Source organism: Actinomadura sp. 9N407 (genome assembly GCF_044326315.1).
Classification (GTDB): domain Bacteria; phylum Actinomycetota; class Actinomycetes; order Streptosporangiales; family Streptosporangiaceae; genus Spirillospora.
In genome coordinates this window covers 13,397-38,106 of sequence record NZ_JBIRAW010000027.1, presented here as the reverse complement: position 1 = coordinate 38,106, position 24,710 = coordinate 13,397, and the positions used below count along the sequence as shown (strand labels likewise).

23 protein-coding genes are annotated in these 24,710 nt (G+C 70.1%); 18 read left to right on the top strand and 5 right to left on the bottom strand.

Annotated features, from left to right (window positions below):
- Window positions 1-97: 97 nt before the first annotated feature.
- On the top strand, window positions 98-1,021 hold the full coding sequence (locus ACH34Q_RS33335; RefSeq protein WP_395987105.1) for a 3-oxoacyl-ACP reductase: 924 nt from the start codon (window positions 98-100) through the stop codon (window positions 1,019-1,021).
- A gap of 65 nt (window positions 1,022-1,086) precedes the next feature.
- Here the strand turns inward: ACH34Q_RS33335 and ACH34Q_RS33330 are convergent, their stop codons facing one another.
- Both ACH34Q_RS33330 and ACH34Q_RS33325 read right to left on the bottom strand, forming a co-directional pair.
- Window positions 1,087-1,809: an SDR family NAD(P)-dependent oxidoreductase gene (locus ACH34Q_RS33330; protein ID WP_395987104.1), complete on the bottom strand. Its 723-nt coding sequence runs from the start codon at window positions 1,807-1,809 to the stop codon at window positions 1,087-1,089.
- 96 nt (window positions 1,810-1,905) lie between these two features.
- Complete coding sequence (locus tag ACH34Q_RS33325; protein ID WP_395987103.1) at window positions 1,906-2,520, bottom strand: TetR family transcriptional regulator; 615 nt, start codon at window positions 2,518-2,520, stop codon at window positions 1,906-1,908.
- A gap of 152 nt (window positions 2,521-2,672) precedes the next feature.
- On the opposite strand from ACH34Q_RS33325, the gene ACH34Q_RS33320 reads away from it, so the two are divergent.
- From ACH34Q_RS33320 to ACH34Q_RS33285, 8 genes are all read left to right on the top strand, one after another.
- On the top strand, window positions 2,673-4,184 hold the full coding sequence (locus ACH34Q_RS33320) for an FAD-dependent oxidoreductase (protein ID WP_395987102.1): 1,512 nt from the start codon (window positions 2,673-2,675) through the stop codon (window positions 4,182-4,184).
- The gene (locus ACH34Q_RS33315) at window positions 4,181-5,359 is read left to right on the top strand and encodes an alpha/beta fold hydrolase (protein WP_395987101.1); all 1,179 of its coding nucleotides are present in this window, start codon (window positions 4,181-4,183) and stop codon (window positions 5,357-5,359) included. Before ACH34Q_RS33320 ends, ACH34Q_RS33315 begins: the two co-directional genes overlap by 4 nt.
- 353 nt (window positions 5,360-5,712) lie before the next feature.
- On the top strand, window positions 5,713-6,270 hold the full coding sequence (locus ACH34Q_RS33310) for a hypothetical protein (protein ID WP_395987100.1): 558 nt from the start codon (window positions 5,713-5,715) through the stop codon (window positions 6,268-6,270).
- Between the two features lie 612 nt (window positions 6,271-6,882).
- Window positions 6,883-7,944 carry a biotin synthase BioB gene (gene bioB / locus ACH34Q_RS33305; RefSeq protein WP_395987099.1) on the top strand — a complete coding sequence of 354 codons (1,062 nt, stop codon included), beginning with the start codon at window positions 6,883-6,885 and terminating at the stop codon, window positions 7,942-7,944.
- Complete coding sequence (locus ACH34Q_RS33300) at window positions 7,832-8,116, top strand: DUF397 domain-containing protein (protein WP_395987098.1); 285 nt, start codon at window positions 7,832-7,834, stop codon at window positions 8,114-8,116. The genes bioB and ACH34Q_RS33300 overlap by 113 nt, the downstream gene beginning before the upstream one ends.
- An 87-nt stretch (window positions 8,117-8,203) precedes the next feature.
- Window positions 8,204-8,563 (top strand): dihydrofolate reductase family protein, encoded by a 360-nt coding sequence (locus tag ACH34Q_RS33295; protein ID WP_395987097.1) that lies wholly within the window; start codon window positions 8,204-8,206, stop codon window positions 8,561-8,563.
- 107 nt (window positions 8,564-8,670) lie between these two features.
- A complete protein-coding gene (locus ACH34Q_RS33290; RefSeq protein ID WP_395987096.1) occupies window positions 8,671-9,327 on the top strand; it encodes a DUF998 domain-containing protein in 657 nt (218 codons plus the stop codon).
- Between the two features lie 46 nt (window positions 9,328-9,373).
- Window positions 9,374-10,228 carry an alpha/beta fold hydrolase gene (locus ACH34Q_RS33285; RefSeq protein ID WP_395987095.1) on the top strand — a complete coding sequence of 285 codons (855 nt, stop codon included), beginning with the start codon at window positions 9,374-9,376 and terminating at the stop codon, window positions 10,226-10,228.
- Here ACH34Q_RS33285 and ACH34Q_RS33280 read toward each other — a convergent pair.
- Together ACH34Q_RS33280 and hsaA are read right to left on the bottom strand one after the other, a co-directional pair.
- Complete coding sequence (locus tag ACH34Q_RS33280) at window positions 10,203-11,780, bottom strand: FAD-dependent oxidoreductase (protein WP_395987094.1); 1,578 nt, start codon at window positions 11,778-11,780, stop codon at window positions 10,203-10,205. The two genes, ACH34Q_RS33285 and ACH34Q_RS33280, sit on opposite strands and share 26 nt — an antisense overlap.
- A 3-nt stretch (window positions 11,781-11,783) precedes the next feature.
- Complete coding sequence (hsaA, locus tag ACH34Q_RS33275) at window positions 11,784-12,950, bottom strand: 3-hydroxy-9,10-secoandrosta-1,3,5(10)-triene-9,17-dione monooxygenase oxygenase subunit (RefSeq protein WP_395987093.1); 1,167 nt, start codon at window positions 12,948-12,950, stop codon at window positions 11,784-11,786.
- 163 nt (window positions 12,951-13,113) lie between these two features.
- Here hsaA and ACH34Q_RS33270 point away from each other — a divergent pair, with 163 nt between their 5' ends.
- Genes ACH34Q_RS33270 through ACH34Q_RS33255 form a run of 4 tightly spaced genes read left to right on the top strand, consistent with a single transcriptional unit; the run spans window position 13,114 to window position 16,250 of the window.
- Window positions 13,114-14,268 carry a Rieske 2Fe-2S domain-containing protein gene (locus ACH34Q_RS33270; RefSeq protein WP_395987196.1) on the top strand — a complete coding sequence of 385 codons (1,155 nt, stop codon included), beginning with the start codon at window positions 13,114-13,116 and terminating at the stop codon, window positions 14,266-14,268.
- Entirely contained in the window at window positions 14,265-14,585 is a 321-nt protein-coding gene (locus ACH34Q_RS33265) for a ferredoxin (RefSeq protein ID WP_395987092.1), read from the top strand. Before ACH34Q_RS33270 ends, ACH34Q_RS33265 begins: the two co-directional genes overlap by 4 nt.
- A complete protein-coding gene (locus tag ACH34Q_RS33260) occupies window positions 14,569-15,405 on the top strand; it encodes an SDR family NAD(P)-dependent oxidoreductase (protein ID WP_395987091.1) in 837 nt (278 codons plus the stop codon). The genes ACH34Q_RS33265 and ACH34Q_RS33260 overlap by 17 nt, the downstream gene beginning before the upstream one ends.
- Complete coding sequence (locus ACH34Q_RS33255) at window positions 15,402-16,250, top strand: SDR family NAD(P)-dependent oxidoreductase (protein WP_395987090.1); 849 nt, start codon at window positions 15,402-15,404, stop codon at window positions 16,248-16,250. Before ACH34Q_RS33260 ends, ACH34Q_RS33255 begins: the two co-directional genes overlap by 4 nt.
- Window positions 16,251-16,437: 187 nt before the next feature.
- Here ACH34Q_RS33255 and ACH34Q_RS33250 read toward each other — a convergent pair whose 3' ends face one another.
- Complete coding sequence (locus ACH34Q_RS33250) at window positions 16,438-18,318, bottom strand: AMP-binding protein (RefSeq protein ID WP_395987089.1); 1,881 nt, start codon at window positions 18,316-18,318, stop codon at window positions 16,438-16,440.
- Between the two features lie 265 nt (window positions 18,319-18,583).
- Between ACH34Q_RS33250 and ACH34Q_RS33245 the strand changes: the two genes are divergently transcribed.
- The 5 genes from ACH34Q_RS33245 to ACH34Q_RS33225 all read left to right on the top strand — a co-directional run bounded on the left by ACH34Q_RS33245 (window position 18,584) and on the right by ACH34Q_RS33225 (window position 24,423).
- Complete coding sequence (locus tag ACH34Q_RS33245; protein ID WP_395987088.1) at window positions 18,584-20,152, top strand: ABC transporter substrate-binding protein; 1,569 nt, start codon at window positions 18,584-18,586, stop codon at window positions 20,150-20,152.
- 97 nt (window positions 20,153-20,249) lie between these two features.
- Entirely contained in the window at window positions 20,250-21,203 is a 954-nt protein-coding gene (locus ACH34Q_RS33240) for an ABC transporter permease (protein WP_395987087.1), read from the top strand.
- Window positions 21,196-22,299 (top strand): ABC transporter permease, encoded by a 1,104-nt coding sequence (locus ACH34Q_RS33235; protein WP_395987086.1) that lies wholly within the window; start codon window positions 21,196-21,198, stop codon window positions 22,297-22,299. The genes ACH34Q_RS33240 and ACH34Q_RS33235 overlap by 8 nt, the downstream gene beginning before the upstream one ends.
- A 10-nt stretch (window positions 22,300-22,309) precedes the next feature.
- On the top strand, window positions 22,310-23,440 hold the full coding sequence (locus ACH34Q_RS33230; RefSeq protein ID WP_395987085.1) for an ABC transporter ATP-binding protein: 1,131 nt from the start codon (window positions 22,310-22,312) through the stop codon (window positions 23,438-23,440).
- Window positions 23,440-24,423 carry an ABC transporter ATP-binding protein gene (locus ACH34Q_RS33225; protein ID WP_395987084.1) on the top strand — a complete coding sequence of 328 codons (984 nt, stop codon included), beginning with the start codon at window positions 23,440-23,442 and terminating at the stop codon, window positions 24,421-24,423. Before ACH34Q_RS33230 ends, ACH34Q_RS33225 begins: the two co-directional genes overlap by 1 nt.
- The last annotated feature ends 287 nt before the right edge of the window (window positions 24,424-24,710 follow it).

Sequence of the window (24,710 nt, the reverse complement as noted above, 5' to 3'; positions counted from 1 at the left end):
CCTGATCCACCAGACCCCTTGACCCACCAGACCGCCCTGACCCACCAGACTCACCTGACCCACCAGACCCACCGTGATCACTACCGGGAGCCGATCGATGAACGCTGACCTCACCCTGGCGGGCCGTTCCGCCATCGTCACCGGCGCGGGCGCCGGGCTCGGCCGCGCCGAGGCACTGGCCCTGGCCGCCCAGGGCGCCGACGTGGTCGTCAACGACGTCGGCCCGGCGGCCGAGGACGTCGCCGCCGAGATCCGCGCGCTGGGCCGCCAGGCCGTCGCGGTGACCGGCGACGTCGGCGACTGGTCGCTGGGCGACCGGCTGGTGTCGGCGGCCGTCGACACGTTCGGCAAGCTCGACATCGTGGTCAACAACGCGGGCGTGCTGCGCGACAAGATGCTGTTCAACCTGGCCGAGTCCGACTGGGACGACGTCATCCGCGTCCACCTGAAGGGGCACGCCTCGGTGTCCCGCGCCGCCGCCGTGTACTGGCGGTCCGCGAGCAAGGCCGCCGGCGGCCCCGTCTACGGCCGGGTCGTGAACACCTCCTCCGAGGCGTTCCTGTTCGGCAGCGCCGGCCAGCCGAACTACTCCGCCGCCAAGGCCGGCATCGTCGCGCTCACCCTGTCCACCAACCAGGGCCTGTCCCGGTACGGCGTGAGCGCCAACGCCATCTGCCCGCGCGCCCGTACCGCGATGACCGAGGAGGCGTTCACCGAAGGCACCGCTCCCGGCGGCGTCGACGCGATGGCCCCCGAGCGGGTCGGGACGTTCGTGAGCTACCTGGCCTCCCCCGCCGCCGAGAACATCCGGGGCCAGGTGTTCGTCGTGTACGGCGACATGGTCGCGCTGATGGCCGCCCCGACCGTCGAGCAGAAGTTCACCGCGGCCGACGGCGTCTTCTCGGTCGAGGAGTTCGGCGCGCAGCTCACCCCGTACTTCGAGGGCCGCGAGCCGCACCGCACGTACGCCGCGTACAGCGTCGCCGCCCTCGACACCACCGGCACCACCCAGCAGCGCTGACCGTCGACTCGTGGCGTGTTCGCCTTCGCAAGCTCGCGAACGGGCGAACACGCCACGAGTGAACGTCACATGTGGGCGCCGCCGTCGACGCGGATCTCGGCTCCGGTGACGTAGCCGGCGTCGGACGAGGCGGCGAAGGCGATCGTGGACGCGATCTGCTCCGGGGTGGCCACGCCCAGCGGGGCGATGAGCTTCATGTAGTAGCTGGCGTCGGCCCCTTCCGGGAACGTGACGGCCTTGGTCAGCGCCGTGTCGGTCGATCCCGGCGAGATCGGCACCACCCGGATCCCGCGTCCGCTGACCTCGGCGGCCAGGGTCAGCGAGAACGCCAGCACCGCGCCCTTGGACGCCGCGTACGCGCTCATGAACGGGTTGCCCTGGGTCGCGGCCAGCGACGAGATGTTCACGATGACGCCGGTCCGGTCGGGCAGGTGCGGCAGCGCCTCCCGGCAGAACAGCGCGGTCCCGACGAGGTTGACCGAGAACAGCTTCTGCAGGTCCTCGACCGTCAGCGTCTCAATCGGGGTCGTCCGGTGCATCCCGGCCACGTTGATCAGGATGTCGATGCCGCCCAGGGCCTCGGCGGCCTCCTGGACGGTCTCGATCACCGCGGCCTCGTCGGTGACGTCGGCGGTACGGGTCGCGATCGTCCCCGGCCCGGTCACCGCCTTCGCCGTCTCGGCCAGCCCGTCCCCGGACAGGTCCACGGCGAAGACCGACGCGCCCTCGGAGGTCAGGCGGAGCGCGGTGGCCCGTCCGATTCCCGACGCCGCACCGGTGAGGAGCACTCTGTGATTACTGAAGCGACCCAGGCGGCTATCAAAGCGATTCATGGCGGAACGGTATAGTCCGCCCTCGCGCAGCGGGCTTGCCCGTCCCGTTGGTCAGGACGGCGCGTTGGAGCGTGGTGCGAGCAGCAGCCGGCAGGCGAGGCGGATGTCGTTGTCCAGGTCGGCCATGGAGGCCCGGCCGTTGAGGCTCGACTGGAGTACCCCGTACCAGCACTGCATCAGCAGCCGGACGAGGGTGACGTCCTGGACGGTCGCCTGCTCGATTCCCAGCGCGACCAGCACGATCTCGCGGAACGTCGTGTCGATCCGGACGGCGTCGGCCGCGGTGGCGACGGTGGCCGCGTTGGTCGACTGGAGCATCGCGTTCGCCAGCATCGGCCGCGACAGCAGCTCGCGGCTGGCGCGGACCAGCAGCCCGCCGACGGCGTCCTCGGGCGTGACGTCCGCCCCGGCCGGCCGGACGTTCTCCTGGAACCGGTCCACCTGGTCGGCCATGACCGCCGTGAACAGGTGGGTCTTGGAGGGGAAGTAGCGGTACAGCGTCCCGATCGCCACGCCGGCGCCCTTGGCGACCTCGTGCATCTGGACGCGCTCGAGCGCCTTCTCGCTGCCGATCCGGGTCGCCGCACGGAGGATGCGCCGGCGCCGGTCATGCTGCTCCGGAGAGCTGGGCTCGGCCGCCGGCCTCGCCGATGCGATCCTCGGCACGTCATCCCCCGTTCACGTCCACCAACGTCACGACAATACATACGGCCAGGCACCCCTGGACGTCCTTCGGATACCGGTGAGTGGGACGCACCGGCGCGCCCCGCGTTGCCGTGCGCTTGCCTGGTCGCGCCGAGAACGTGAAAGGAGATCACATGGGGAATGCCGGGCGGGACTGGGACGACTCCTTCGATGTGGTGGTGGCCGGATCGGGCGCGGGCGCGATGACCGGTGCCCTGGTGGCGGCCGCGAGCGGGCTGCGCACCGTGATCCTGGAAAAGACGGACCTGCTCGGTGGTACGTCCGCGTACTCCGGGGCGTCCATCTGGCTGCCGGGCACGCAGGTACAGCAGCGCGCGAACCTCGACGACTCGACCGAGAACGCCCGCACCTACCTCCGCGCCCTGCTCGGGGACGACGGCGAGGCGCACCGCGAGTCCTTCCTCGCGGCCGCGCCCGAGGTCGTGGAGTTCCTGGAACGGGACCCGGTCATCGAGTTCAAGTGGAGCCCGTTCCCCGACTACTTCGCCCGGCCCGGCCGGATGGACCTCGGCCGCTCCTTCATGCCACTGGACCTGCCGCTCGAAGAGCTCGGGGACTCGGCCGCCCTGGTCCGTCCCCCGGTGGACCGCGACCGCGCCGGCAAGGGGCATGACCCGTCCGCGCCGCTGCAGCAGGGCCGCGCCCTCATCGGCCGCCTCCTCCTGGCGTTCCTCAACAGCGGGAACGGCACCGTCCGTACCGGTACGGGCCTGACCGAGCTGATCATCGAGGACGGCCGCGTCGTGGGCGTCGAGGCCGGCGGGCTCCGGCTGCGCGCCGAGCGCGGCGTCCTGCTCGCCGCCGGCGGGTACGAGAACGACGCCGCCATGCGCGGCGACCTGCCCGGCGACGCCGCGTGGACGATGGCGCCCGGCGGCAACACCGGCGACGCCATCAACGCCGCGACCCGTATCGGCGCCGCCACCGGCCCGCTCGACCAGGCCTGGTGGTGCCCCGGAACGGCCGACCCCGGCGGGCGCGCCTCGTTCACCCTCGGCTTCCGCGGCGGCCTCATGGTGGACGGCACGGGCACCCGGTTCGCCAACGAGTCGCTGCCGTACGACCAGATGGGCCGGGCCATGATGGGCCACGTACCGGCGCACCTGGTCTTCGACTCGCGGTCGAAGGGCCGCCTGCCCGCCATCAGCCTCCCCGGCGCCTCCCCCGCCGACAACCTGGAGGCCGGTACCTGGGTCAAGGCCGACACCCTGGACGAACTGGCCGAGGCGATCGGCGTCCCCGCCGCCGCCCTGACCGCCGGCGTCGAACGCTTCAACGGCTTCGCCGAGAAGGGCGTGGACGAGGACTTCCACCGCGGCGAGGACCCGTACGACACGTTCTTCGCGGCCGGTGACGGCCCCAACCCCTGCCTGGTCCCCGTCGACCAGCCGCCGTACTACGCGGCCCGCATGGTCCTCAGCGACCTCGGCACCAAGGGCGGGCTCCGTACCGACCCCGACAGCCGCGTCCTGGACGCCTCCGGCACCCCCGTGCCCGGCCTGTACGCGGCGGGCAACACCACCTCCTCGTTCACCGGCGCGCACTACCCCGGTCCGGGCATCCCGATCGGCTCGGCAATGGCGTTCGCGTACCGCGCCGTACAAGACATGAAGGCAGGCGCATGAAGACCAGGATCGCCCTGACGGCCGCCCTGACCACGGCCGCAGCGGCCGCCGCCATGATCGCGGCCGTCCCCGCGCAGGCGGCCCCCCAGCAGGTCCCGCCGGGCCACCGCGGCAACGTGATCAGCGACCGTCCCCTCACCGGCTCCTCGGCACTGCCCGCCGCCGCCGTGAACCGGCTGGTCACGTACACCTCCGAGGGGGCGAACGGCCAGCCGATCAAGGTCACCGGCACCGTCGCCCTGCCGAAGACCCCGGCCCCGCGCGGCGGCTACCCGGTGATCAGCTGGACGCACGGCACCACCGGGAACGCCGACATCTGCGCACCCTCGGCCGACACGCCCGACGGCCCGGCCCACAGCTACCTCGCGATCGGCCAGGGCTACCTGAACAAGTGGGTCGCCAAGGGGTACGCCGTCGTCCAGACCGACTACGAGGGCCTCGGCACCCCGGGCGGCCACCCGTACATGCACGGCAAGAGCGCGGCCAACACCACGATCGACATGGTGCGCGCCGCCCGCGACCTGGACCGCAAGGTCGGCCGCGACTGGTTCGTGATCGGCCACAGCCAGGGCGGCCACGCGGCCCTCTACACCGCCGCCGCCCGGCAGCAGCCCCGGGACGTACGGCTCAAGGGCGCAGTGGCCCTGGCCCCCGGCTCCATGACGAGCCAGACCCCGGCGTACGTCAAGAACAACCTGCCCGGCGCGCGCCACGCACTGTCGTTCCTCTTCGTCCTGATGAACGGTGCCCAGGCCGTCGACCCGTCCCTCAAGGTCGATGATCTCCTCACCGACGAGGCCGCGGCGGTCCTCAGGGCCGGCCGTACGACCGCCTGCAACGCCCAGATCGGCGAACTGGCCGCCGACCTGCCCGTCGACAAGGTCTTCAAGCCCGACGCCGACCTGGCGCCCCTGGTCGACTTCCTGCGCTCCCAGGAGCCGATGGGCCTGACCCTCAAGGTCCCGACCCTGGTCGTCCAAGGCTCGGCCGACACCTCGGTCACCACCCCGGCCACCGACGCCGTCGTGGCCGACCTGTGCAAGCAGGCCACGGGCATCGCCTACAACCACTACGAGGGCGCCGACCACCGCAGCGTGATCGAGGCCTCGTACGACGACACGTTCCAGTACGTAGAAGACCTGAGAGCAGGCCGCACCCCCACCACCCACTGCTGAGTCACCCAGCAACAACCTGAGGCCCGCGCCCCCAAAGAGGGACGCGGGCCTCAGCCATTCCCATGATCTTTTCGCTCGGTCAGCGCCATCCCGGGCCAGATCCCGGGAACGCTTTCAATGATCCATTGGCCTGATGTGGCCAGTACCCGATCTGTCGTGCAGCGTAATGGACCAGGTCATAGCGTTACAAGAACCGGCTATAGGCCATTCTGATCAGGTAAAGGCGGAACAGGTTCGACTGAAGAGGCCCAACGATATTCCGCCGGCAGTCAAGGAGAGGGGCACGTGGGATCATGTCAACTAGAATTCGCTCCCGCCGACGGGAAAAGAAGTGGCTTCTGAGAATTGCACACGTGGGAGTCAGTACCGCGATGATAGGGGTTCTGCTGGCCGGTTGTGCCGGTGAGAAACAGCCGAGCCAGAAGAAGAACTCCGCTGACGCCGCGGCGGACGCCCACGTTCCCGATGCCTGTGCACTGGCGGATAGGGCTTTTCTTACTTCGTTGCTGGGAGACAAAATAGGATCGCCCCGGCCGGAGGGTGACAAGGCCTCGGAGAGGCGAGGCTGCTCCTGGCGTGCACCATCGGACCAGAATCCAAGCGCCAGTTTCATGATCCAGGTGGCGGGTGAAGGACTCAAGGGCATGACGAATAAGGAGGCGCGGGTCGCGCACACCCGGGAACTCTATGGTCGCCATACCCTGCAAGGCCAAGGAGGCTGCCGGTACTTCCAAGTATCCAGCTATCGGGCGTGCTGGTTCCTGCATAGGTTGACCCTTTCGGTTTCAGTACTGGAAGAGGATTTGATCATTACGATCCTCCTATCCTCTCCTCGGCACCGCGGACTGAAGGGCGAAAAACCACTTGAGAGCGCCCGCAGGCTTGCGGGGAACGTTATTGACAGACTTTGACCCTCCACTCTATTAGTTCATCGATTTCCTGGGTGTCCAACGGAAGATTGGAGTGTCATCAGGTGGGGAAACGAAGTCGAAGTACGCTCCAAAGAAGCGAGAATGAGCGGAGATAAGCTTCTTGACGCATCGACGAATTGGACCTTGGCCGCCGATGTGCTCTGGTAGGCCCCGCTGGTATGGCGGCTGCTGCGCTGTGGAAGGTCTCAAAGGCATACAAGGACGCTGAAGACGAGGCCCGTGAAAAAGTTCTGCGTGCTCGAGGCTTCGATACACGCACGGTCCCGCCCAACTACTGGTGAGGCCAGCCCCGATGCTTCTTCTGACGGGTTGAGAGCGGGCCTCACTCGTTTCCCAGCGTTCGGAGAAGGGCCCGAGCGGCCGGGCCATTGAGGCGTACCAGCACTGGTAGGTGGCCGGGTCCATGATGAGCGATCTTCGACGGTCTCCGCCCGCCAGGTGTTCGGTCGGCGGCGAGATGCACGGCGAAGCCGGCACCCCGGCCGACATCGGGCCACCTGGGAAAGGCTCTCGCGTGAACAAGAACGCCAAGGCGAACCTTGTGGGTACGACCATTGCCGCTGCTGATCGCGGGCGGTGAGGCTGAGCCTCGTGACGACACTTCTCGAGAGCCTTGCGGCCAAGTCCCTGAAGCGCGCAGCGCCGACCCCGGCCGAAGCCATGGCCGTCCTCGCCGGTGAAGAGGAACTGCTGGACGTCGTGGCGGCGGGGGCGCGGGTGCGGCGGCATTTCTTCGGCCACCGGGTGAAGCTGAACACCATCATCAACATGAAGAGCGGGCTGTGCCCGGAGGACTGCTCCTACTGCTCCCAGCGGCTGGGATCGAAGGCGGAGATCCTCAAGTACTCCTGGATCTCCGCCGCCGAGGCGGCCGAGCACGCCGACCGGGCGGTACGGGCCGGTGCGAAGCGGGTGTGCCTGGTGGCCAGCGGGCGGGGCCCCGGCGACCGGGACATCGGCCGGATCGAGGACGTGATCGCGGCGGTGCAGGCGGAGAACCCGCAGGTCGAGGTGTGTGCGTGCCTGGGGCTGCTCACCGATGGCCAGGCCGAACGGCTCGCCGCGGCGGGAGCGCACGCCTACAGCCACAATCTGAACACCAGCGAGGAGCGCTACGCGGAGATCTGCTCCACGCACACGTTCGCAGACCGGACCGACACCCTCCGCCGGGCTACCGCCGCCGGACTGTCGCCGTGCTCTGGAGCGATCTTCGGGATGGGCGAATCGGACCAGGACATCGTCGACCTCGCCCGAGACCTGCGGAAGCTGGACCCGGACTCGGTGCCGGTGAACTTCCTGATCCCGTTCGAAGGCACTCCGCTGGGAGATCGCTGGGAGCTCACCCCGGAACGGTGCCTGCGGATCCTGGCGCTGTTCCGGTTCTTCTTCCCCGATGCGGAGGTCCGGCTGGCGGGCGGGCGCGAGATCCATCTGCGCAGCCTGCAGCCGCTGGCGTTGCACCTGGCCAACTCCATCTTCCTTGGCGACTACCTGACCAGTGAGGGCCAGCCGGGCGCCGCCGACCTGCAGATGATCGCCGATGCCGGGTTCGAGGTCGAGGGCGCGGACGAGCGGACGCTCCCTGCCGCGCGGCACGATCTGGTCGCGATCCGCCGCCGAGGCGCCGGCGGCGATCGGGCGGCCGACGGCTGATCACGGGCGGGTCGGCGATACCGGGCGGGCGGTCGCCGTGCGCGACAGCAAGGAACCCGAGGGCGGGCGGCTGGCGTTCACTCGCCGCGAGTGGGGTGCCTTCGCCGAGCAGGTCAAGAACGGTGCCTACGACCTGGGCTGGGTCTGTGGGTCGATTCTTGAGTTCAGGTAAACGATCGTGCCGCGATCTTGCGTTGATCCGGTGTCCTCCGCAGATGGATGGTTGCGGAACATCGATCACCAAGAGGAACGGGTACGCATGACCGCGGCACGCGAGATCGTGGCCGGGCTGTTCATCTCGCTGGACGGCGTGGTCGAGGCCCCGAAGATGGGGACGGCCGTCGGCGCGATGCACGCCGAGGCCGACACCCTGGTGATGGGCCGGGTGACGTACGAGGCGTTCGCCGCGATGTGGCCGCATCAGACCGGTGAGCCGGCCGACCGGATCAACGACATCCGCAAGCTGGTCGCCTCCACCAGCCTGGCCGAGGCCGGCTGGCGGAACACGACCTTGATCGACGGTGACGTCGTCGAGTCGCTGGCCGCGCTGAAGCGGCAGCCGGGGAAGAGCGCTGGTGCATCCGATCGTGCTGGGCACCGGGCGGCGGCTCTTCCCTGAAGGGTCCGGGCAGGTGCCCCTCGAACTCCTCCGATCGGTCACGTTCACCACCGGTGTGGTCGACCCGACCTACCGGCCGGCCTGATCCTCGAACGAAGGAGACCTTCATGACGCAGACACTCAGTGCCCCGCAAACCCGTCCCCCGCAGGCTCTTCCGGCGGCCCGGCCCCTGCTGGCCGGCGGGATCGTCGCGGGCCCGCTGTTCCTGGCGGCCGGCGTGATCCAGGGGCTCACCCGCGACGGCTACGACTTCACCCGCAACGCCATCAGCCAGCTCAGCCTCGGCGACCTGGGCTGGATCCAGGTGACCAACTTCGTGCTCACCGGCGCGCTGATCATCGCCGGTGCGATCGGGTTGTGGCGAACGCTGAACGGCGGGCCCGGCGGTACCTGGGCGCCCCGGCTGGTCGCCGTGTTCGGTGCTTCGTTCCTGGTCAGCGCGGTGTTCGCCGCCGATCCCGGCGCAGGCTTCCCCGCCGGTACCGCCGACGGCCCGTCCACGCTGAGCACGCACGGCACCGTTCACCTGCTCGGCGGCATGGTCGGCTACCTGGCGCTCTGCGCCGCGTTCATCGTGCTGGCCCGGCGCTTCTCCGCGGACGGCCGGCGCGGCTGGGCGGTGGCGTCCCGGATCGTTCCGGTGGGGGTCCTGGCCGGTTTCGCCGCCTCCGGCGCGAGCGTCCTGATCTTCCTCGCGGGGGCGGCGCTGGGCCTGGTGTGGCTGTCCGCGACGACCGTACGGCTCGCCACGACTCAACGGTGAACGCCGACCGGCCTGAATTCCTTACTACGCAAGAACGGAAACACCCATGCACAGCATCGAGACCAGGACGCTCCAAGTTCCGGGAGCACGACTGCACTACGAGGTCAGCGGAACCGGTCCGCTGCTGCTGATGATCCCGGGCGCGCCCGCCGACGCCGGAGCACTGAGCGGGCTCGCAGCTCAGCTCTGCGACAGGTACACCGTCGTCAACTACGACCAGCGCGGGCTGTCCCGCAGCAGCCTGGCAGGCCCGATCGAGGACCAGGACGTGGAGGCGTTCAGTGAGGACGCGCACCGACTTCTCACGGCCCTGGGCAGCGAGCCCGCGTTCGTGCTGGGCAACAGCGGCGGCGCGCTGACCGGCCTGGACCTGGCGGCACGCCACCCCGAGCAGGTACGCGCCCTGGTGGCGCACGAACCGCCGATCCCCGAGCTCCTGCCCGACCGTACGGACTGGCGGGCGGCGTTCCAGGACGTTCACGACACGTACCGCAGCGAAGGCCCGGGGATGGCGATGATGAAGTTCGTCGCCACCGTTCAGGGGGACGACGCGGCTCCGCCGGTGATGCCGGATCCGTCCCAGATGCCCCCCGAGGCGCTGGAGATGATGGGCCGGATCCAGGGGAACCTCGACTACTTCCTCGCCCACGTCCTGCTGCCGGTGCTGCGCTTCGAGCCCGACATCGCCGCGCTCCGGTCCACCCGGATCGCAGTCGGCGTCGGGGCCTCCTCACCCGAGGGCGTTCCGCTCCGGTCCGCCCGCGCGCTCGCGGAACGCCTCGACGTCAAGCCGGTCGAGTTCCCCGGCGACCACCAGGGCCTGGCCTCCGACGCCGCCGCCGGCGCAGAGATCGTCCATGACACCTTCACGCGGATCACCGGAACGGAGGCACCCCACTAGCGACCACCACGAACCTTCGCCACGTCGTCGCCCTTACATTGACTCGTGGCGTGTTCGCCTCCCCCGGCGACGCCCGTGGCGTACACGCCACGAGTCCACGATGGGGGCGCCGTCCGCGGGTGGCGGCCGCGCGGGCGGCGCCGCGGCCGAAGGCGAACGCGTCGGCTATGTGGAAGCCGCCGTCCTTGAGGGAGCTGTAGGTCGAGCTGACGGTGCCTGCGGCGAAGAGTCCTTCGATCACGCTGCCGCGGGTGTCCAGGACCTGTGCGCGGCCGTTGCGGCGAGGGCCGCCGTTGCTCCAGCCGAGCAGGGGGTGGCACCGGACGGCGTAGAACGGGGGCTGCGAGACCGGGGCGAGGGTCGTGGGCTTGCGGCCGAAGGCGTCGTCGCGGCCTTGTGCCACTGAGGTGTTGTACGAGTCGATCGTGCGCGCCAGCGTGGCGGGATCCATATCGAGGAGCGCGGCGAGCCCTCCGACGGTCTCCGCCCGCTCGATCCGGCCGTCGTCGATCTCGGCGGAGTTGTCGGGGCTCCAGGCGTGGCCGTCCATGAGGGTCGACCAGCCGACGGGAAGGGCTTCGGGGCCCGGGACGATCGGGCCCGCCGTACGGACGCGTTCGTCGAAGACGAGGTACAGGGGGCGCAGCGGGAAATGCTCGTAATAGCCGTTGCGCAGGACGTGGCCGTGCTTGTTGCGGGAGCTCTCGTCGATGAAGCGGCGGCCCTCGCCGTTGACGAAGATGTAGTTCTGGGCATGCCATAGCGCGAGGAGGTTGCCCCTGCCGTCGCCGGTGGGGACGCCGACGATCGTCATCATGTTGCTCATGTTCCACAGGTCGGCCCCGACGTCCTGCGCCATCCTGTGGCCGTCTCCAGTGGCGTACGGGGAGCCCCAGGTGACGTGGTCGGCGACCCGGAGGTAGTTCGCCACCATGTCGGGGTCGGCCTCGAAGCCGCCGGTGGCCAGGACGATCCCGCCGCGCGCGCCGATGGTGCCGCTCGGGGTCTCGAGGCCGGTGACGTTGCCGTCCCCGTCGGTGAGCAGGCGCTGTGCGGGCTCGGAGAAACGGACCTCGATGCCGCGTTCGGCCAAAGCCGAGAGCAGGGCGTCGTAGAGCAGGAAGTTGCCCATCCGGCCCTCGACGGTCTCCATGCCGCCGTAGCAGTCGCTTCCCTCGACGTCGTCGTACTCCGGGCCCGTGTGGTAATCGGGGTTCGCCCTGGCATCGGCGCCCAGTCCGCGCACCCAGTCCGACAGGCCGGCGGTCTCCCGGGCCCATGCCTCCACGACGTCGTCGGGGAGGGGGAAGTCCTCGGAAAGGTTGCGCAGGAAGAGCTCGGCGCGCGACGGGTCGTCGTGAACGAACCAGCCGCCGCCGCTGACGCGGGTGTTGCCGCCCGCCGTGCCGGGATCGCACTTCTCCACCACGAGGACGCGGGCACCGGCCTCGTGGGCGGCCAGCGCGGCCGCCGAGCCGGCCGCACCGACCCCGACGACGACCACGTCGTACTTCTCGTCCACGGTGCCATCGGACGCGCTTGTGGCCGGCATGCCCTAGATCAGGTTGTCCTCGACGGTGAGGCCGAAGGTGCCTCGCCCGTACATGGAGAGGCCGCGTTCCACGTCGTTGGCCACATGGAGGCTGCCGGCGTGGGCGTCGCGCCATGCGCGTTCGAGGACGTGGCCGCGGCGCAGCGAGTTGCCGCCGGCGGTCTTGAACAGGATGTCGATGGCCTCGATGGCGCGCTCGGTACCGCGTACCTGGTCGCGGCGGGCGCGCAGGCGCAGCTCCATGGGGATGGACTCGTTCTTGACGACGCACTCGTACATCTCGCGGACGTTGCGCTCGGTCTGCAGGACGGCGGCATCGATCTCGGACGAGGCGCGCGCGACGGCGACCTGGGCGAACTGGTCCTCCACGAACCGGCCGCCGCCGAGGCTGAGCCGGATCCGGTCGCGCATCGCGGCCACGTACGAGCGGTGGCAGCCCTCCACGATCCCGATCACGGCGGCGGTGACCGCGGAGGTGAAGATCGTGCCGAACGGCATCCGGTACAGCGGGCCGGTGTTGACCTTGCGGCCGGGCGTGCGGAGCTGGGCCTGGTCGAAGTTGCGCATCGTGCGGTGCTCGGGGATGAACGCCCCCTCGACCACGATGTCGTCGCTGGCGGTGCCGCGCAGGCCCATCGAGTCCCAGACGGGGCTGATCTCGTAGTCCTGGCGCGGGATCAGGACGGTCATGAAGTCGACCGGCTTGCCCTCGGCGCCGACGACCAGGCCACCGAGCAGGCCCCAGGAGGCGAACTCGCAGCCGGAGGAGAAGCCCCACCGGCCCGAAACCTCGTAGCCGCCCTCGACCGGCGTCATCCGGCCCACGGGGGCGTACGAGGAGCACACCAGGGTGTCCTGGTCGCGGCCGTAGACCTCGCGCTGGGCGGTCTCGGGGAACAGGCCCAGGTGCCAGGAGTGCACGCCCAGGATCCCGGCGACCCAGCCGGTGGACGCGCAGGCCCCGGCGATCTCCCTGATCGACTCGTAGAACCGCCAGGGTTCGGACTCGGTGCCGCCGAAGCGGCGCGGCTGCAGCATCCGGAACAGCCCGGCCTCGGCGAGCTCCCGGATGCTCTCGTCCGGGATCCGCCCCTTCTCGTCGACGGACTTGGCCCGCTCGGCCAGCTGCGGCAGCAGCTCGCGTACCGCGGCCTGGACCTGGTTGCTCATCGGCTCCCCTAACGCGCTCTCCTTACTATGGCAGCAGACCATCGACGGGCCGCGGCCGGGCGGGAGCGTCCCGGCCACTGGGACGCCGGGGGGCGGTGATCCGATCCGCGACCTAGCGTTCACCCTGATGCACTGGTCTGCAAAGACCCCTGCCCTGGAAGGGATGATCCACGTGACCGCAGCCGAGTCCGACGCGATCCGCGTCATCGAGGCGGAGGAGATCTCCACCCGGTTCGCCCGGGGCTGGCACTGCCTCGGCCTGTCCGACGGCTTCAAGGACGGCAAGCCGCACACCATCAACGCCTTCGGCCAGAAGCTCGTGGTGTTCCAGGGCGAGGACGGGAAGATCAACGTCCTGGACGCCTACTGCCGGCACATGGGCGGCGACCTGTCCCAGGGAACGGTCAAGGGCAACGAACTCGCCTGCCCGTTCCACGACTGGCGCTGGGGCGGCGACGGCCGCTGCAAGCAGATCCCCTACTCCCGCCGGGTGCCGCTGCGCGCCCGTACGGCCGCCTGGCAGACGGCCGACCAGGACGGGATGCTCTTCGTCTGGAACGACCCGGAGGGCAACCCGCCGCCGCCCGAGGTCATGGTGCCGAAGATCCCCGGCGCGACCCGCGACGACTGGACCGACTGGGTCTGGAACAAGACCGTCGTGCACACCAACGTGCGCGAGGTCATCGACAACGTCGTCGACATGGCGCACTTCTTCTACATCCACCACTCGTTCCCGACGTTCTTCAAGAACGTGTTCGAGGGGCATGTGGCCACCCAGGTGATGAACGGCAAGAGCCGTCCCGACACCGCCCGGCCCGCCTCGAGCAACGCGCCCGTGCTGACGGGCAACAGCTCGGTGGCGTCGTACTACGGGCCGTCCTTCATGATCGACGACCTCACGTACCACTACGAGGGCTTCGACCTGGAGTCGGTGCTGATCAACTGCCACTACCCGATCGACGAGAACTCGTTCGTGCTGATGTCGGGGATCATCGCCCAGCGTTCCGACAAGCTGCCCGGCGACGCGGCCGACCAGATGGCCAAGACGATGTCGAAGTTCATCCTCAGCGGCTTCGACCAGGACGTCGAGATCTGGAAGCACAAGGCCCGGATCGACAACCCGCTGCTGTGCGAGGAGGACGGCCCGGTCTACCAGCTGCGCCGCTGGTACGAGCAGTTCTACGTGGACGTGGCCGACATCGACCCGGAGATGACCGCGCGGTTCGAGCACGAGCTCGACACCACCCGCCCGGTCGAGTCCTGGCAGCGGGAGGTCGAGGAGAACATCGCCAGGAGGGAAAAGGCAGCATCGTCATGATTGTTCGGCAGGACGAACGGCTGGGCTCCGTCGCGTCCGGCGGCGTGCCGATGACGGAGGTGGACTGCGCGCGGTGCGGTGTCGCCGTGCTCGTGCGCAAGGCCAGTTGGGAGCAGACCAGCATCCAGTGGAACGCGCAGGCGATGGCCGTCTGCTCCACCCCGCCGGCCGACGGCCACAGCACGTGCCCGGCACTGCGCGAGTCGATCGCCAGGGCGGCCGCGACGGGCCGCCTCCCCGTGCTCGACGACGAGACACCGGACTACGGCGCCGGCGTGCCGGAGGGGGAGCGCCCGGCCCATGACCATGACCACTGAAGTGGCGGGCACTGGGCTGGTGGGCACTGAGCTGGCGGGGCGGGCCGCGATCGTGACCGGTGCCGGTGACGGCATCGGTCGCGGCGTGGCCCGCCGGTTCGCCGCGGAGGGCGCCAAGGTCCTCGTCGCGGAGCTGAACGAGGACAGCGGGCGGCGCGTCGCCAAGGAACTGGTCGAGGACTTCGGCGCCGACGCCCGCTTCGTGGCCACCGACGTCACCGACAAGGCGCAGGTACTGGCCATGGTGGCGGCGGCGGTCGAGGCGTGGGGCACGGTGGACGTCCTGGTCAACAACGCCTGGGGCGCGGGGTCCGTGAGCCGGGTGGAGACCAAGACCGACGAGCAGCTGCAACGCGGCTTCGCGATGGGCTACTACGGCCCGCTGTGGGCGATGCAGGCCGCGTTCCCGCACATGAAGGCGCAGGGCTGGGGCCGTGTGATCAACATGTGCTCGCTGAACGGGGTCAACGCCCATATCGGGACGCTGGAGTACAACTCCGCCAAGGAGGCCCTGCGCACCCTGACCCGTACGGCGGCGCGCGAGTGGGCGCCCACCGGCGTGGTGGTGAACGCGGTGTGCCCGGGGGCCAAGAGCGCGGCGTTCCGGCGGATGGCGGCGGCGCATCCGGAGATCGAGGCCGCCACCGACCAGGCCAACCCGATGGGCCGGCTCGGCGACCCCGAGGACGACATCGCGCCGATCGTGGTCTTCCTGGCGAGCGAGGGAGCCCGCTACCTGACCGGCAACACGCTGTTCGCGGACGGCGGCTCGCATATCAACGGCGTCGCGTGGACGCCAGATCTGGACGGAGACGAATGAACGACGGGGAGACCCACGGGGTGACCGACGGGGAGACCGGCGGGGCTGTGATCGACAAGGACCGCTACGGGCCCTGGGCCGTGATCGCGGGGGGTTCCGAGGGGGTCGGCGCGTCGTTCGCGATGCGGCTCGCCGAGGCGGGCCTGAACCTGGTGCTGATCGCCCGCAAGCCGGGCCCGCTGGCCGAGACCGCCGCGGCGGTACGGGCCGCGACCGGTGTCGAGGTGCGCACGATCGAGCTCGACCTGATCGCGCCGGAGCCGCTCAAGGCCATCCGGGCGGTGACCGACGGGCTCGAGGTGGGCCTGATGATCTTCAACGCGGGCGCCAACAGCTACGGGCACGAGTTCGTGACCGGCGATCTGGAGCGCTTCCAGGGCGTCATCGACCTCAACATCACCGCGCAGCTGGCGATCACCCAGCACTTCGGCGCGCTGATGAAGGAGCGCGGCCGCGGCGGGATCATCCTGGTCGGCTCGCTGGCCGGGTTCATGGGCCAGGCGCAGATCAGCATCTACTCGGCGGTCAAGGCGTTCGGCAGGATCTTCGCCGAGGGCCTGTGGCTGGAACTGCGCGAGCACGGCGTGGACGTCCTGGAGCTGGTGCTGGGCGTCACCCGTACCCCGGCGATGGCGCGGGCCGGGCTCAACATGGACATGCCCGGCCTGAACGTCGCCGAGCCCGACGACATCGCGCGCGAGGGCTTGGAGCACCTCGCCGACGGCCCGGTCTGGGTCGCCGGCGGCAACCGGGTGGCCGCCGAGAAGCGCAGCGGGTTCCCCCGCGCCAAGATGGTCGCGGGGGCCCACGAGGCGATGAAGAAGATGCTGCCCCCGAGCAGCTGAGCCCTGGCTCAGCCCTACGGCTTCTAGGGCCTGTCTCAAAGTGGCTCGGCCACCGCGCGAGCGCGTTACCTGGCCGGTGCGGCGATGCCGGAGGCGAGCCTCACCGGCCAGATCGCGGAGCGATGCCGCGCTCGCCCAAGGCACGGTCACGGTGCGAGCCGCCAGGCGAGCGCCGTGAGCCGGGACTTTAAAACACGGCCTGGCCCAGCACGTAGCCGGCCCCGTCTCGCTTGTAGACGGGGTCGGTGGTGTTCCAGGCCTCGGTACGCAGCGGGCGCTTGACCACCTTGTTGGTGGCGGTACGGGGCAGCTCGGACATGATCCGGACGTACCGGGGCGCCCACTTCGTGCCGAGGTCGGGCTGGGCGTCCAGGAACGCGGCGAACGCGGCGGCGTCGAAGGTGCGTCCCGGCAGCAGCGTCACGGCCGCCATGACCTGGTCGCCGACGCGCTCGTCCGGTACGGCGTACACGGCGACGTCGTCGAACGCCTCGAAGCGGGCCAGCAGCCGTTCGACGGGCGCGGTGGCGAAGTTCTCCCCGTCCACCCGCAGCCAGTCGCTGTCGCGGCCGGCGAAGAACCAGTAGCCGTCGGCGTCGCGGTAGGCGAGGTCGCCCGACCACACCCAGCCGTTGCGGACCCGCTTGGCCGTCGCCTCGGGGTTGTTGTAGTAGCCCTCGAACCGCGCGGCGCCCGTCTTGTCGACGATCTCGCCGATGGCCTCCTCGCCGTTCAGCAGCGTGCCGTGCTCGTCGAACCGTGCGGGCGGGCATTCCCGCAGCGTGTCCGGGTCGACGACGACCGTGCCCTCCGGTGCCGCGCCGAGCGAGCCGGACGGCGTCCCGGGAACGCGGTTCAGCCGGATCTCGCCCTCGCTCGACCCGTAGGAGTCGATCACCTGGCAGCCGAACCGGCGGCCGAACTCGGCGATGTCGCGCTCGGCGGCCTCGTTGCCGAACGCGATCCGCAGCGTGTTCTCGGCGTCGTCCTCCTGCTCGGGTACGGCCAGGATGTAGCTGAGCGGCTTGCCGACGTAGTTGAAGAACGTCACCCCGTACCGGCGCACGTCCGGCAGCCACCCCGACGCCGAGAACTTGCGCCGCAGCACCAGGCCGCCGCCCGTGCTGACGGCGGGGGCGATCCCGGCCATCAGCGCGTTGGAGTGGAACATCGGCATCACGACGTAGAACACGTCGTCGCGGGTGAGGCCCCGGCGGTCACGCTGCTGCAGGGCGATCCGTCCGAGCCGCTCCTGGCTGCAGATGACGGCCTTGGGGGCCGAGGTGGTCCCGGAGGTGAAGACCAGCGAGAAGTACGTTGCGGGGTTCACGGCGGGGGCGTCGGCGGGCAGCGGCTCTGCGGCGGCCAGGCGCTCGGCGTACGCGCCGGCGTCGATGGTCAGGACGGGGATATCCAGGACGTCCGCGCGACCCGTGCCATTCGGGTCATCCGAGACGCCCGAGACGCCCGAGACGTTCGAAACGCCCGGGACTTCCGAGACGTTCGAGACGTTCGAAACGCCCGGGTCATCCGAGACGCCCGGGACGTCCGCGCGGCCCGAGGGCTCTGTCAGGACGCCGTCGAGGAGCGGCTGCCGCGCGGTCTCGGTGATCAGTATCCGGCAGTCGGTGAAGCCGATGTCGCGGGCCAGTTCGGCACCGCGCCGGGTCGGGTTCAGCTCGACGATCGGGATCCCGGCCAGCGCGGCGCCCAGGATCCAGAACAGGTGCTCGGGGCCGTTCTCCAGAAACAGGCCGATGTGCCAGGACTCGCGCTGCCCGGGGCCGCGCTGCCGGGAACCGCCGGCCGTTCCCTTGATCTCGCGCGCGAGGCCGGCCCGCAGCCGCGCCTCGGCGACGACCTCGCGCCAGGTCCAGCTCCGGTCCTCGAAGTACACCCCGGTGCGGTCGTCGGCCGAACGCGCGGCGATCAGCTCCGCGAACGTGACGGGTCCGGTGCCCCGCTCCTCGGGCGGCAGGGCACCCACAGCCGCGTTCCCCGGATCGCGCTCTGCGCCGTTCTCCGGGTCGCGCTCCCGGTCGTGTGGGTCACGCTTTGGTCCGTTCACCTCACTGCTTCCTGCACCGCTCGCCGAACCGCCCGCCATGCCGTCTCCCCTCCTTCGAATGAACCTGTCCGCCAGCGAACATCCCGGCATGTTGCCTGGTGAAGTGGCCTAGGTCTCACTCATCGGGACTGGTGTCCCCCGATGTGGTCAGTGCTGTTTGTCTCGTTCCGGCCTTACCGAAGCACGGTTGGCGGCGGTTCACGGGAGGATTGTGAAGACCTTCAGTAGATGGCCACGGCCCACCGCCGGCCTTCTGGCCGCCGCGGTGCTGGCGACGTCGTGCGCCTGGCAGGGCGGCGGCGCGAGCGGCGCCGGCGGCGCGGCGCAGGAGACCGGCCCCAGGACCGAGCACAAGGTCGGGATGATCGGCGAGGAGAAGGGCGGTCCTCCCGTCAAGGGCGGCACCCTGACCCTGAGCGCCTACTCCGAGGAAGGGCTGCTCGACCCCGCGGACGCGATCGTCGCCGGTTCCACCGGCGGCATCGAGCTGGCCGCGGTCTACGACGTCCTGATGCGGTACGACACCGCGTCCGGTGAACTCAAGCCCCAGCTGGCCGAGGGCCTCAAGGCGAGCGAGGACGGCACGTCCTGGACGCTCGACCTCCGCGACGGCGTCGAGTTCAGCGACGGCGAGCCGCTGGACGCCCAGGCCGTGAAGTGGAGCATCGAACGGTACGTCAAGAACGGCGGTGACGAGGCGGCGCTCTGGAAGGCCAACGTCAAGGCCGTCGAGACGCCCGACGACTCGACCGTGGTGTTCGAGCTGACCAAGAAGTGGCCGAGCTTCGGCTACGTCCTGGCCGGCGGCGCGGGCATGATCGTCGCGAAGTCGGCCGACGCGGGCGGCAAGTTCAAGCCGGTCGGCGCGGGCGCGTTCACCCTCGGCAACTACGCGCCGCAGGAGGAGACCGTCCTGGAGGCCCGCAAGGACTACTGGGACGGCCGGCCCAACCTCGACAAGGTCCGGATCGTCTACGTCAACGACCCGAACGCCGCCCTGGACGCCCTCAAGGGCAACCGGACCCAGGCCGCGTTCCTCCGCGACCCCGTGCTCGCCCAGGAGGCACTGGACGCCGGCTACCACGGCTTCTACAACCTGGTCGCGCTCGGCAACGTCGGCGTGATCAACTCCGCTCCGGGACGGCCCGGCGCCGATCCCCGGGTGCGCAAGGCGATGTTCCACGCGATCAAGCCCGAGGTGATCTACCAGCGCGCCTTCCCCGGCGCCAGCGGCCTCGCCTCGAACGAGATCTTCCCGAAGTTCTCCGGCTGGCACACCGGCGTCAAGCCGCTCGCCTACGACCCCGAGAAGGCCCGCGCGCTGCTCAAGCAGGCCAAGGCCGGCGGCTACGACGGCAAGGTCAGCTGGCTGGACGGCCAGGACCCGGCATCACGGACGACGTCGCTGGCGGTCAAGGCGATGCTGGAGAACGTCGGCTTCGACGTCCAGCTCGACCTGGTCCGCTCGATCGCCGACCAGACCGCCAAGGTCGCCATCAACAAGAGCTACGACATCTCCGGCTGGGGCATGAGCTGGCGCGAGGCCGGTCCGTTCGGCCGGATGTACGCCACCCTGCACTCCAAGGGGAACGCCCGCTACGGGATGGCCGACACGCCCAAGATGTCGGCACTGATCGAGGAACTGCAGAGCGCCGGGGCCGTCGAGCAGGAGCGCGAGGTCATGGGCCGGATCCAGCAGCAGTGGAACGAGGACGTCCCCGCTCTGATCTTCGGCCCGCAGCCCGAGCTCGTGGCCTGGCAGAAGAACGTGCAGGGCGTCATCGGAACCGTGAACGCGATGGTCCTCCTGAACGACGCCTGGATCGCCAAGTGAACGGGCTCGCCAGGCCGATGCCCGGGGTCGTTAGCTCGGTGAACGGGATGACCAGCCCGATGCCCGGGACCGCTAGCAGGGGAGGGAGGTGACCGCCATGCTGCTGAACTTCGCGAAACGGCTGGGCGAGCTGGCCCTGGTCCTGTTCATCGTCAGCATCGGAACGTTCGCGCTCGTGGACCTGATGCCGGGCGACCCTGCGGTCGTGGTCCTCGGTGAGGGCCACACCGCGGCGGAGTACGACGCGCAGCGGGACAAGATGGGCCTCAACGACCCGTTCCCGGTGCGGTACGGGGAATGGGTGGGGTCGGCGCTCACGGGTGACCTGGGCGACTCGTTCCTGCCGCCGTACAGCGACGTCGCCGAGCGCATCGGCGCCGCGCTGCCGGTCAGCGTGCAGCTGGCCCTGATGGCGCTGTTCATGGCCCTGGTGATCGCGATCCCGCTGGCGATGTGGTCGGCGTACCACGCGGGCGGCCGGGTCGACCAGCTGGTCAGCGCCGGGACGTTCGGCATCCTGTCGGTGCCCAGCTTCCTCGCCGGAATGCTGCTGATCGGGGTCTTCGCCAACGGGCTCGGCTGGTTCCCCCGGCTGGAGTGGGCGCGGATCACCGACGGCCTCGGCGCCAACCTGCACCACGCGTTCCTGCCCGCGCTGACGATCGCGCTGGTGGAGATCGCGACGTTCGCCCGGGTGCTGCGCGGCGACCTGATCACCACGCTGCGCGAGGACTTCATCCTGGCCGCGCGGGCCAAGGGCATGTCGCCGCTGCACGTGCTGGTCAGGGACGCGCTGCGGCCGTCCTCGTTCTCGCTGATCACGCTGCTCGGGATCAGCATGGGACGGCTGGTCGGCAGCACGGTGATCGTGGAGTTCCTGTTCGCGCTGCCCGGAATGGGGTCGCTGATCATCGGCTCGGCCGACCAGGGCGACGTCCCGATGGTGCAGGGGGCGGTGCTGGTCATCGCGCTGCTGTACGTCCTGGTGAACGCGCTGATCGACCTGTCCTACGGCCGTCTCGACCCACGAATCAGGCGGGCCCATGTCTGACACCTCCGCGCACATCGAAGACACCGCGAACACCACGCGCACCGACGCCGCCGTCACCTCCCCGAGCCGCCCCGGCAAGCCCGCAGAGCCGGCCCGCAGGGTCTCCTGGCCGGGCCTGGCCCTGGCGATCCCCGGCCTCGTGGTCTTCGGGCTGTCGGTCACCGTGCTGGCCGGCACCGGCTGGCCGCAGATCGTCGCCGTCATCGCCGGCCTCGGCGCCTCGTACATGGGACTGAACAGGGTCGGCCACGCCCTCTTCGGCGCCTCGTTCGACCTGATGTTCTGGGTCTGCACCGTCTGGCTGATCACCCTGGTGGGCGCCGCCATCCTGGCGCCGCTGCTGCCGCTGAGCGAGCACCAGGACATCGTCCACACGCTCGACGCCCCCGGCATGGCGGTCCCGGACCTGTCCACCGAGAATCCGCTCGGTACCAACAATTTCGGGCTCGACCTGCTGGGACGGGTCGTCTACGGAGCCCGCTCGTCGCTGGTGGTCTCGGTCGGCGCGGTGGCGATCGGGATGCTCGTCGGCGGGGCGATCGGCATCGCGGCCGGCTACTTCCGGCGCGCCACCGATGCCACGATCGGGATCTTCACCAACGCGCTGCTGGCCGTACCGCCGCTGATCCTGCTGATCGCGCTGGGCACCGTCCTGGAGCCCAACCTGCGCAACATCGCGATCGCGCTGTCGCTGCTGGCGCTGCCGAGCATGATCCGGATGGCCCGGGCGAACACGCTGGCGTTCGTCCAGCGCGAGTTCGTCCTGGCCGCCCAGGCGCTCGGCGCGTCCCGGTGGCGGATCATGCTGCGCGAGCTGGCCCCGAACGTGGCGCTGCCGCTGGCCTCGTACGGAATGGTCATGGTCTCGGTACTGATCGTCGCGGAGGCCTCGCTGAGCTTCCTCGGCCTCGGCATCCAGGCCCCCGCCCCGTCCTGGGGCAACATGATCGCCGAGGGCCAGGACAACAACGCGTTCTCCGAGCATCCGCACATCGTGCTCGTCCCCGGCATCACGCTCTTCCTGACCGTCTTCGCGTTCAACCTCATCGGCGAGAAGGCCAGGAAGCGGTGGGATCCCCGGCAGGCGAAGCTCTAGGAAGGCAGCGATGAACAAGAGCCCGAACCAGAGCGCCGGCCCCGCCGAGAAGAGCCCGGCAGCAAGTGCGGCAGGGCGTGCTGCGGCGAGTACGGCAGGGGGCACGGCACAGGGCCCGGTCCTGTCGGTCGAGGACCTGCGGACCGAGATCCACACCGAGCGCGGCACGCTGCGGGCGGTGGACGGCGTCTCGTTCACCGTCGGCCGCGGCGAGATGTTCGGCATCGTCGGCGAGTCCGGGTCCGGCAAGTCCGTGCTCGGCCGCACCGTGATGGGCCTGTACAGCAACGGCCCGTCCATGACGGTGACCGGCAAGGCCGTACTGGACGGCACGGACGTGCACGCGCTGTCCGACACCGAGCGCCGCAAGCTGTGGGGCACCCGGGTCGGGATGATCTTCCAGGATCCGACGACCGCCCTCAACCCGGTCAAGCGGGTCGGACGGCACCTCACCGAGAGCCTGCGCCGGCACGGCGGCCTGTCGCGCGCCGCCGCCCGTACCCGGGCCGAGGAACTGCTCGCCCTGGTCGGCATCCCCGAGCCGCGCCGCCGGCTGGACCAGTACCCGCACGAGCTGTCGGGCGGGATGCGGCAGCGGGTGGTGATCGCGATGGCGCTGGCCGGCGAGCCCTCGCTACTGATCGCCGACGAGCCGACCACGGCGCTGGACGTGACCGTACAGAAGCAGATCCTGGACCTGCTGGCCCGGCTGCAGTCCGAGCTCGGCACGGCGATCATCCTGATCAGCCACAACCTCGCGGTGGTGGCCGGTCGCGCCGACCGGGTCGCGGTGATGTACGCGGGCCGGATGGCCGAGACGGCCCCGGCTGCCGCTCTTTTCGAGAATCCGCGCCACCCGTACACCGAGGCGCTGCTGGCCTCGGTCCCGCAGCTGGGCGACCCGCCGCACACCACCCTCCAGGCGATCGAAGGCACCCCGCCCAACATCGCCGCGCTGCCCGACGGCTGCCGGTTCGCCCCGCGCTGCCGGCACGCCCAGCTCGACTGCCAGGACGAGCTGCCCGTCCTGGTTCCCGTCAGCGGGGACGATCACGGGCACGCGTTCGCCTGCTTCCATCCCGTCGGTTCCCCGCCCTCTGACAGCACAGCCCGAGACTCTGAGAACGCTGGAGGTGCCTGATGGCCGGTACCGGCACCGCGCACATGCGCTCCGAGGGCGACCGCGTCCTCACGGTGGACGACCTGGTCGTGGAGTTCCCGGCGGGCGGCGGGCAGAAGGTGCACGCGGTCTCGGGGATCAGTTTCGACCTCCTGGACGGCGAGACGCTCGGCATCCTGGGCGAATCCGGCTGCGGCAAGACCAGCGCCGGACGCGCGGTCATGCAGCTGCCGCCGCCCACCGCCGGTTCGGTCAAGCTGAACGGCGCCGAGCTGACCGGGATGTCCGCCGCGACGCTGCGCGAGCAGCGCAAGAAGCTGCAGATCATCCTGCAGAACCCGGTCGCCGCGCTGAACCCCCGCCGCAAGGTCAAGGACCTGGTCGCCGAGGGCCCGTCCGTCTGGGGCGGCAAGCCCGACCGCAAGCGCGTCGAGGAAGTCCTGGAGGCCGTCGGGCTCGACCCGGCCACCGTCTGGGACCGCCGCCCGCACGAGCTGTCCGGCGGCCAGTGCCAGCGCGTCTGCATCGCCCGCGCGCTGATGCTGGACCCCCGGGTCCTGATCTGCGACGAGCCGGTGTCCAGCCTGGACGTGTCCGTACAGGCCCAGATCCTCAACCTGCTCGAGGAGACAAAGACCCGGTACGGCCTCAGCATGGTCTTCATCGCCCATGACCTGGCCGTGGTGAAGAACATCAGCGACCGGATCATGGTGATGTACCTCGGCAAGATCTGCGAGGTCGTCCCCTCGGCGGCGCTGGCCGGCTCGGCCCTGCACCCGTATACGCGCCTGCTGCTGGAGTCCGTCCCCGACTCCGACCCCGCTGCAGTACTGGATGGGGCCAAGCAGGAGAACTCCGAACCGCCGTCCCCCTTGAACCCCCCGTCCGGCTGCCGCTTCCGTACCCGGTGCCCCCTGGCCACCGACCAGTGCGCGCAAGAGGAGCCGAAGCTACGCCAGGCTGCGGACGGCCACCACGTGGCCTGCCACAACGTGGATATCTAAAGCGGCCGACCCCCTCCGTCCACGCGCCCAGGCCCACACCCAGGCCTCGCGCCCAGGCCCAGGCCCAAGCCCAGGCCCACGCCTCGCGCCGCCGGGTTGACTCGTGGCGTGTTCGCCTTCCTCTGGTGGATGAAAGGCGAACACGCCACGAGTCAACGGGAGTGGATAGCCCGGCGAAGGTTGGCGCTCCCCGCACTGGTCAGCGGCTCGGCAGCCATACCCCGTCCATCGAGACTGGCTCCACCAGGCGTCAAACACACAAGCCCGGCGAGACGCCCGTCCTTCAA

Bases quoted from the DNA above. Each gene is read 5' to 3' on its own strand.
- ACH34Q_RS33335 (WP_395987105.1), top strand. From the start codon at position 98: ATGAACGCTGACCTCACCCTGGCGGGCCGTTCCGCCATCGTCACCGGC.
- ACH34Q_RS33320 (WP_395987102.1), top strand. From the start codon at position 2,673: ATGGGGAATGCCGGGCGGGACTGGGACGACTCCTTCGATGTGGTGGTG.
- ACH34Q_RS33315 (WP_395987101.1), top strand. From the start codon at position 4,181: ATGAAGACCAGGATCGCCCTGACGGCCGCCCTGACCACGGCCGCAGCG.
- ACH34Q_RS33300 (WP_395987098.1), top strand. From the start codon at position 7,832: ATGCCGGGTTCGAGGTCGAGGGCGCGGACGAGCGGACGCTCCCTGCCG.
- ACH34Q_RS33295 (WP_395987097.1), top strand. From the start codon at position 8,204: ATGACCGCGGCACGCGAGATCGTGGCCGGGCTGTTCATCTCGCTGGAC.
- ACH34Q_RS33290 (WP_395987096.1), top strand. From the start codon at position 8,671: ATGACGCAGACACTCAGTGCCCCGCAAACCCGTCCCCCGCAGGCTCTT.
- ACH34Q_RS33285 (WP_395987095.1), top strand. From the start codon at position 9,374: ATGCACAGCATCGAGACCAGGACGCTCCAAGTTCCGGGAGCACGACTG.
- ACH34Q_RS33280 (WP_395987094.1), bottom strand. From the start codon at position 11,780: ATGCCGGCCACAAGCGCGTCCGATGGCACCGTGGACGAGAAGTACGAC.
- hsaA (WP_395987093.1), bottom strand. From the start codon at position 12,950: ATGAGCAACCAGGTCCAGGCCGCGGTACGCGAGCTGCTGCCGCAGCTG.
- ACH34Q_RS33270 (WP_395987196.1), top strand. From the start codon at position 13,114: ATGATCCACGTGACCGCAGCCGAGTCCGACGCGATCCGCGTCATCGAG.
- ACH34Q_RS33265 (WP_395987092.1), top strand. From the start codon at position 14,265: ATGATTGTTCGGCAGGACGAACGGCTGGGCTCCGTCGCGTCCGGCGGC.
- ACH34Q_RS33260 (WP_395987091.1), top strand. From the start codon at position 14,569: ATGACCATGACCACTGAAGTGGCGGGCACTGGGCTGGTGGGCACTGAG.
- ACH34Q_RS33255 (WP_395987090.1), top strand. From the start codon at position 15,402: ATGAACGACGGGGAGACCCACGGGGTGACCGACGGGGAGACCGGCGGG.
- ACH34Q_RS33240 (WP_395987087.1), top strand. From the start codon at position 20,250: ATGCTGCTGAACTTCGCGAAACGGCTGGGCGAGCTGGCCCTGGTCCTG.
- ACH34Q_RS33235 (WP_395987086.1), top strand. From the start codon at position 21,196: ATGTCTGACACCTCCGCGCACATCGAAGACACCGCGAACACCACGCGC.
- ACH34Q_RS33230 (WP_395987085.1), top strand. From the start codon at position 22,310: ATGAACAAGAGCCCGAACCAGAGCGCCGGCCCCGCCGAGAAGAGCCCG.
- ACH34Q_RS33225 (WP_395987084.1), top strand. From the start codon at position 23,440: ATGGCCGGTACCGGCACCGCGCACATGCGCTCCGAGGGCGACCGCGTC.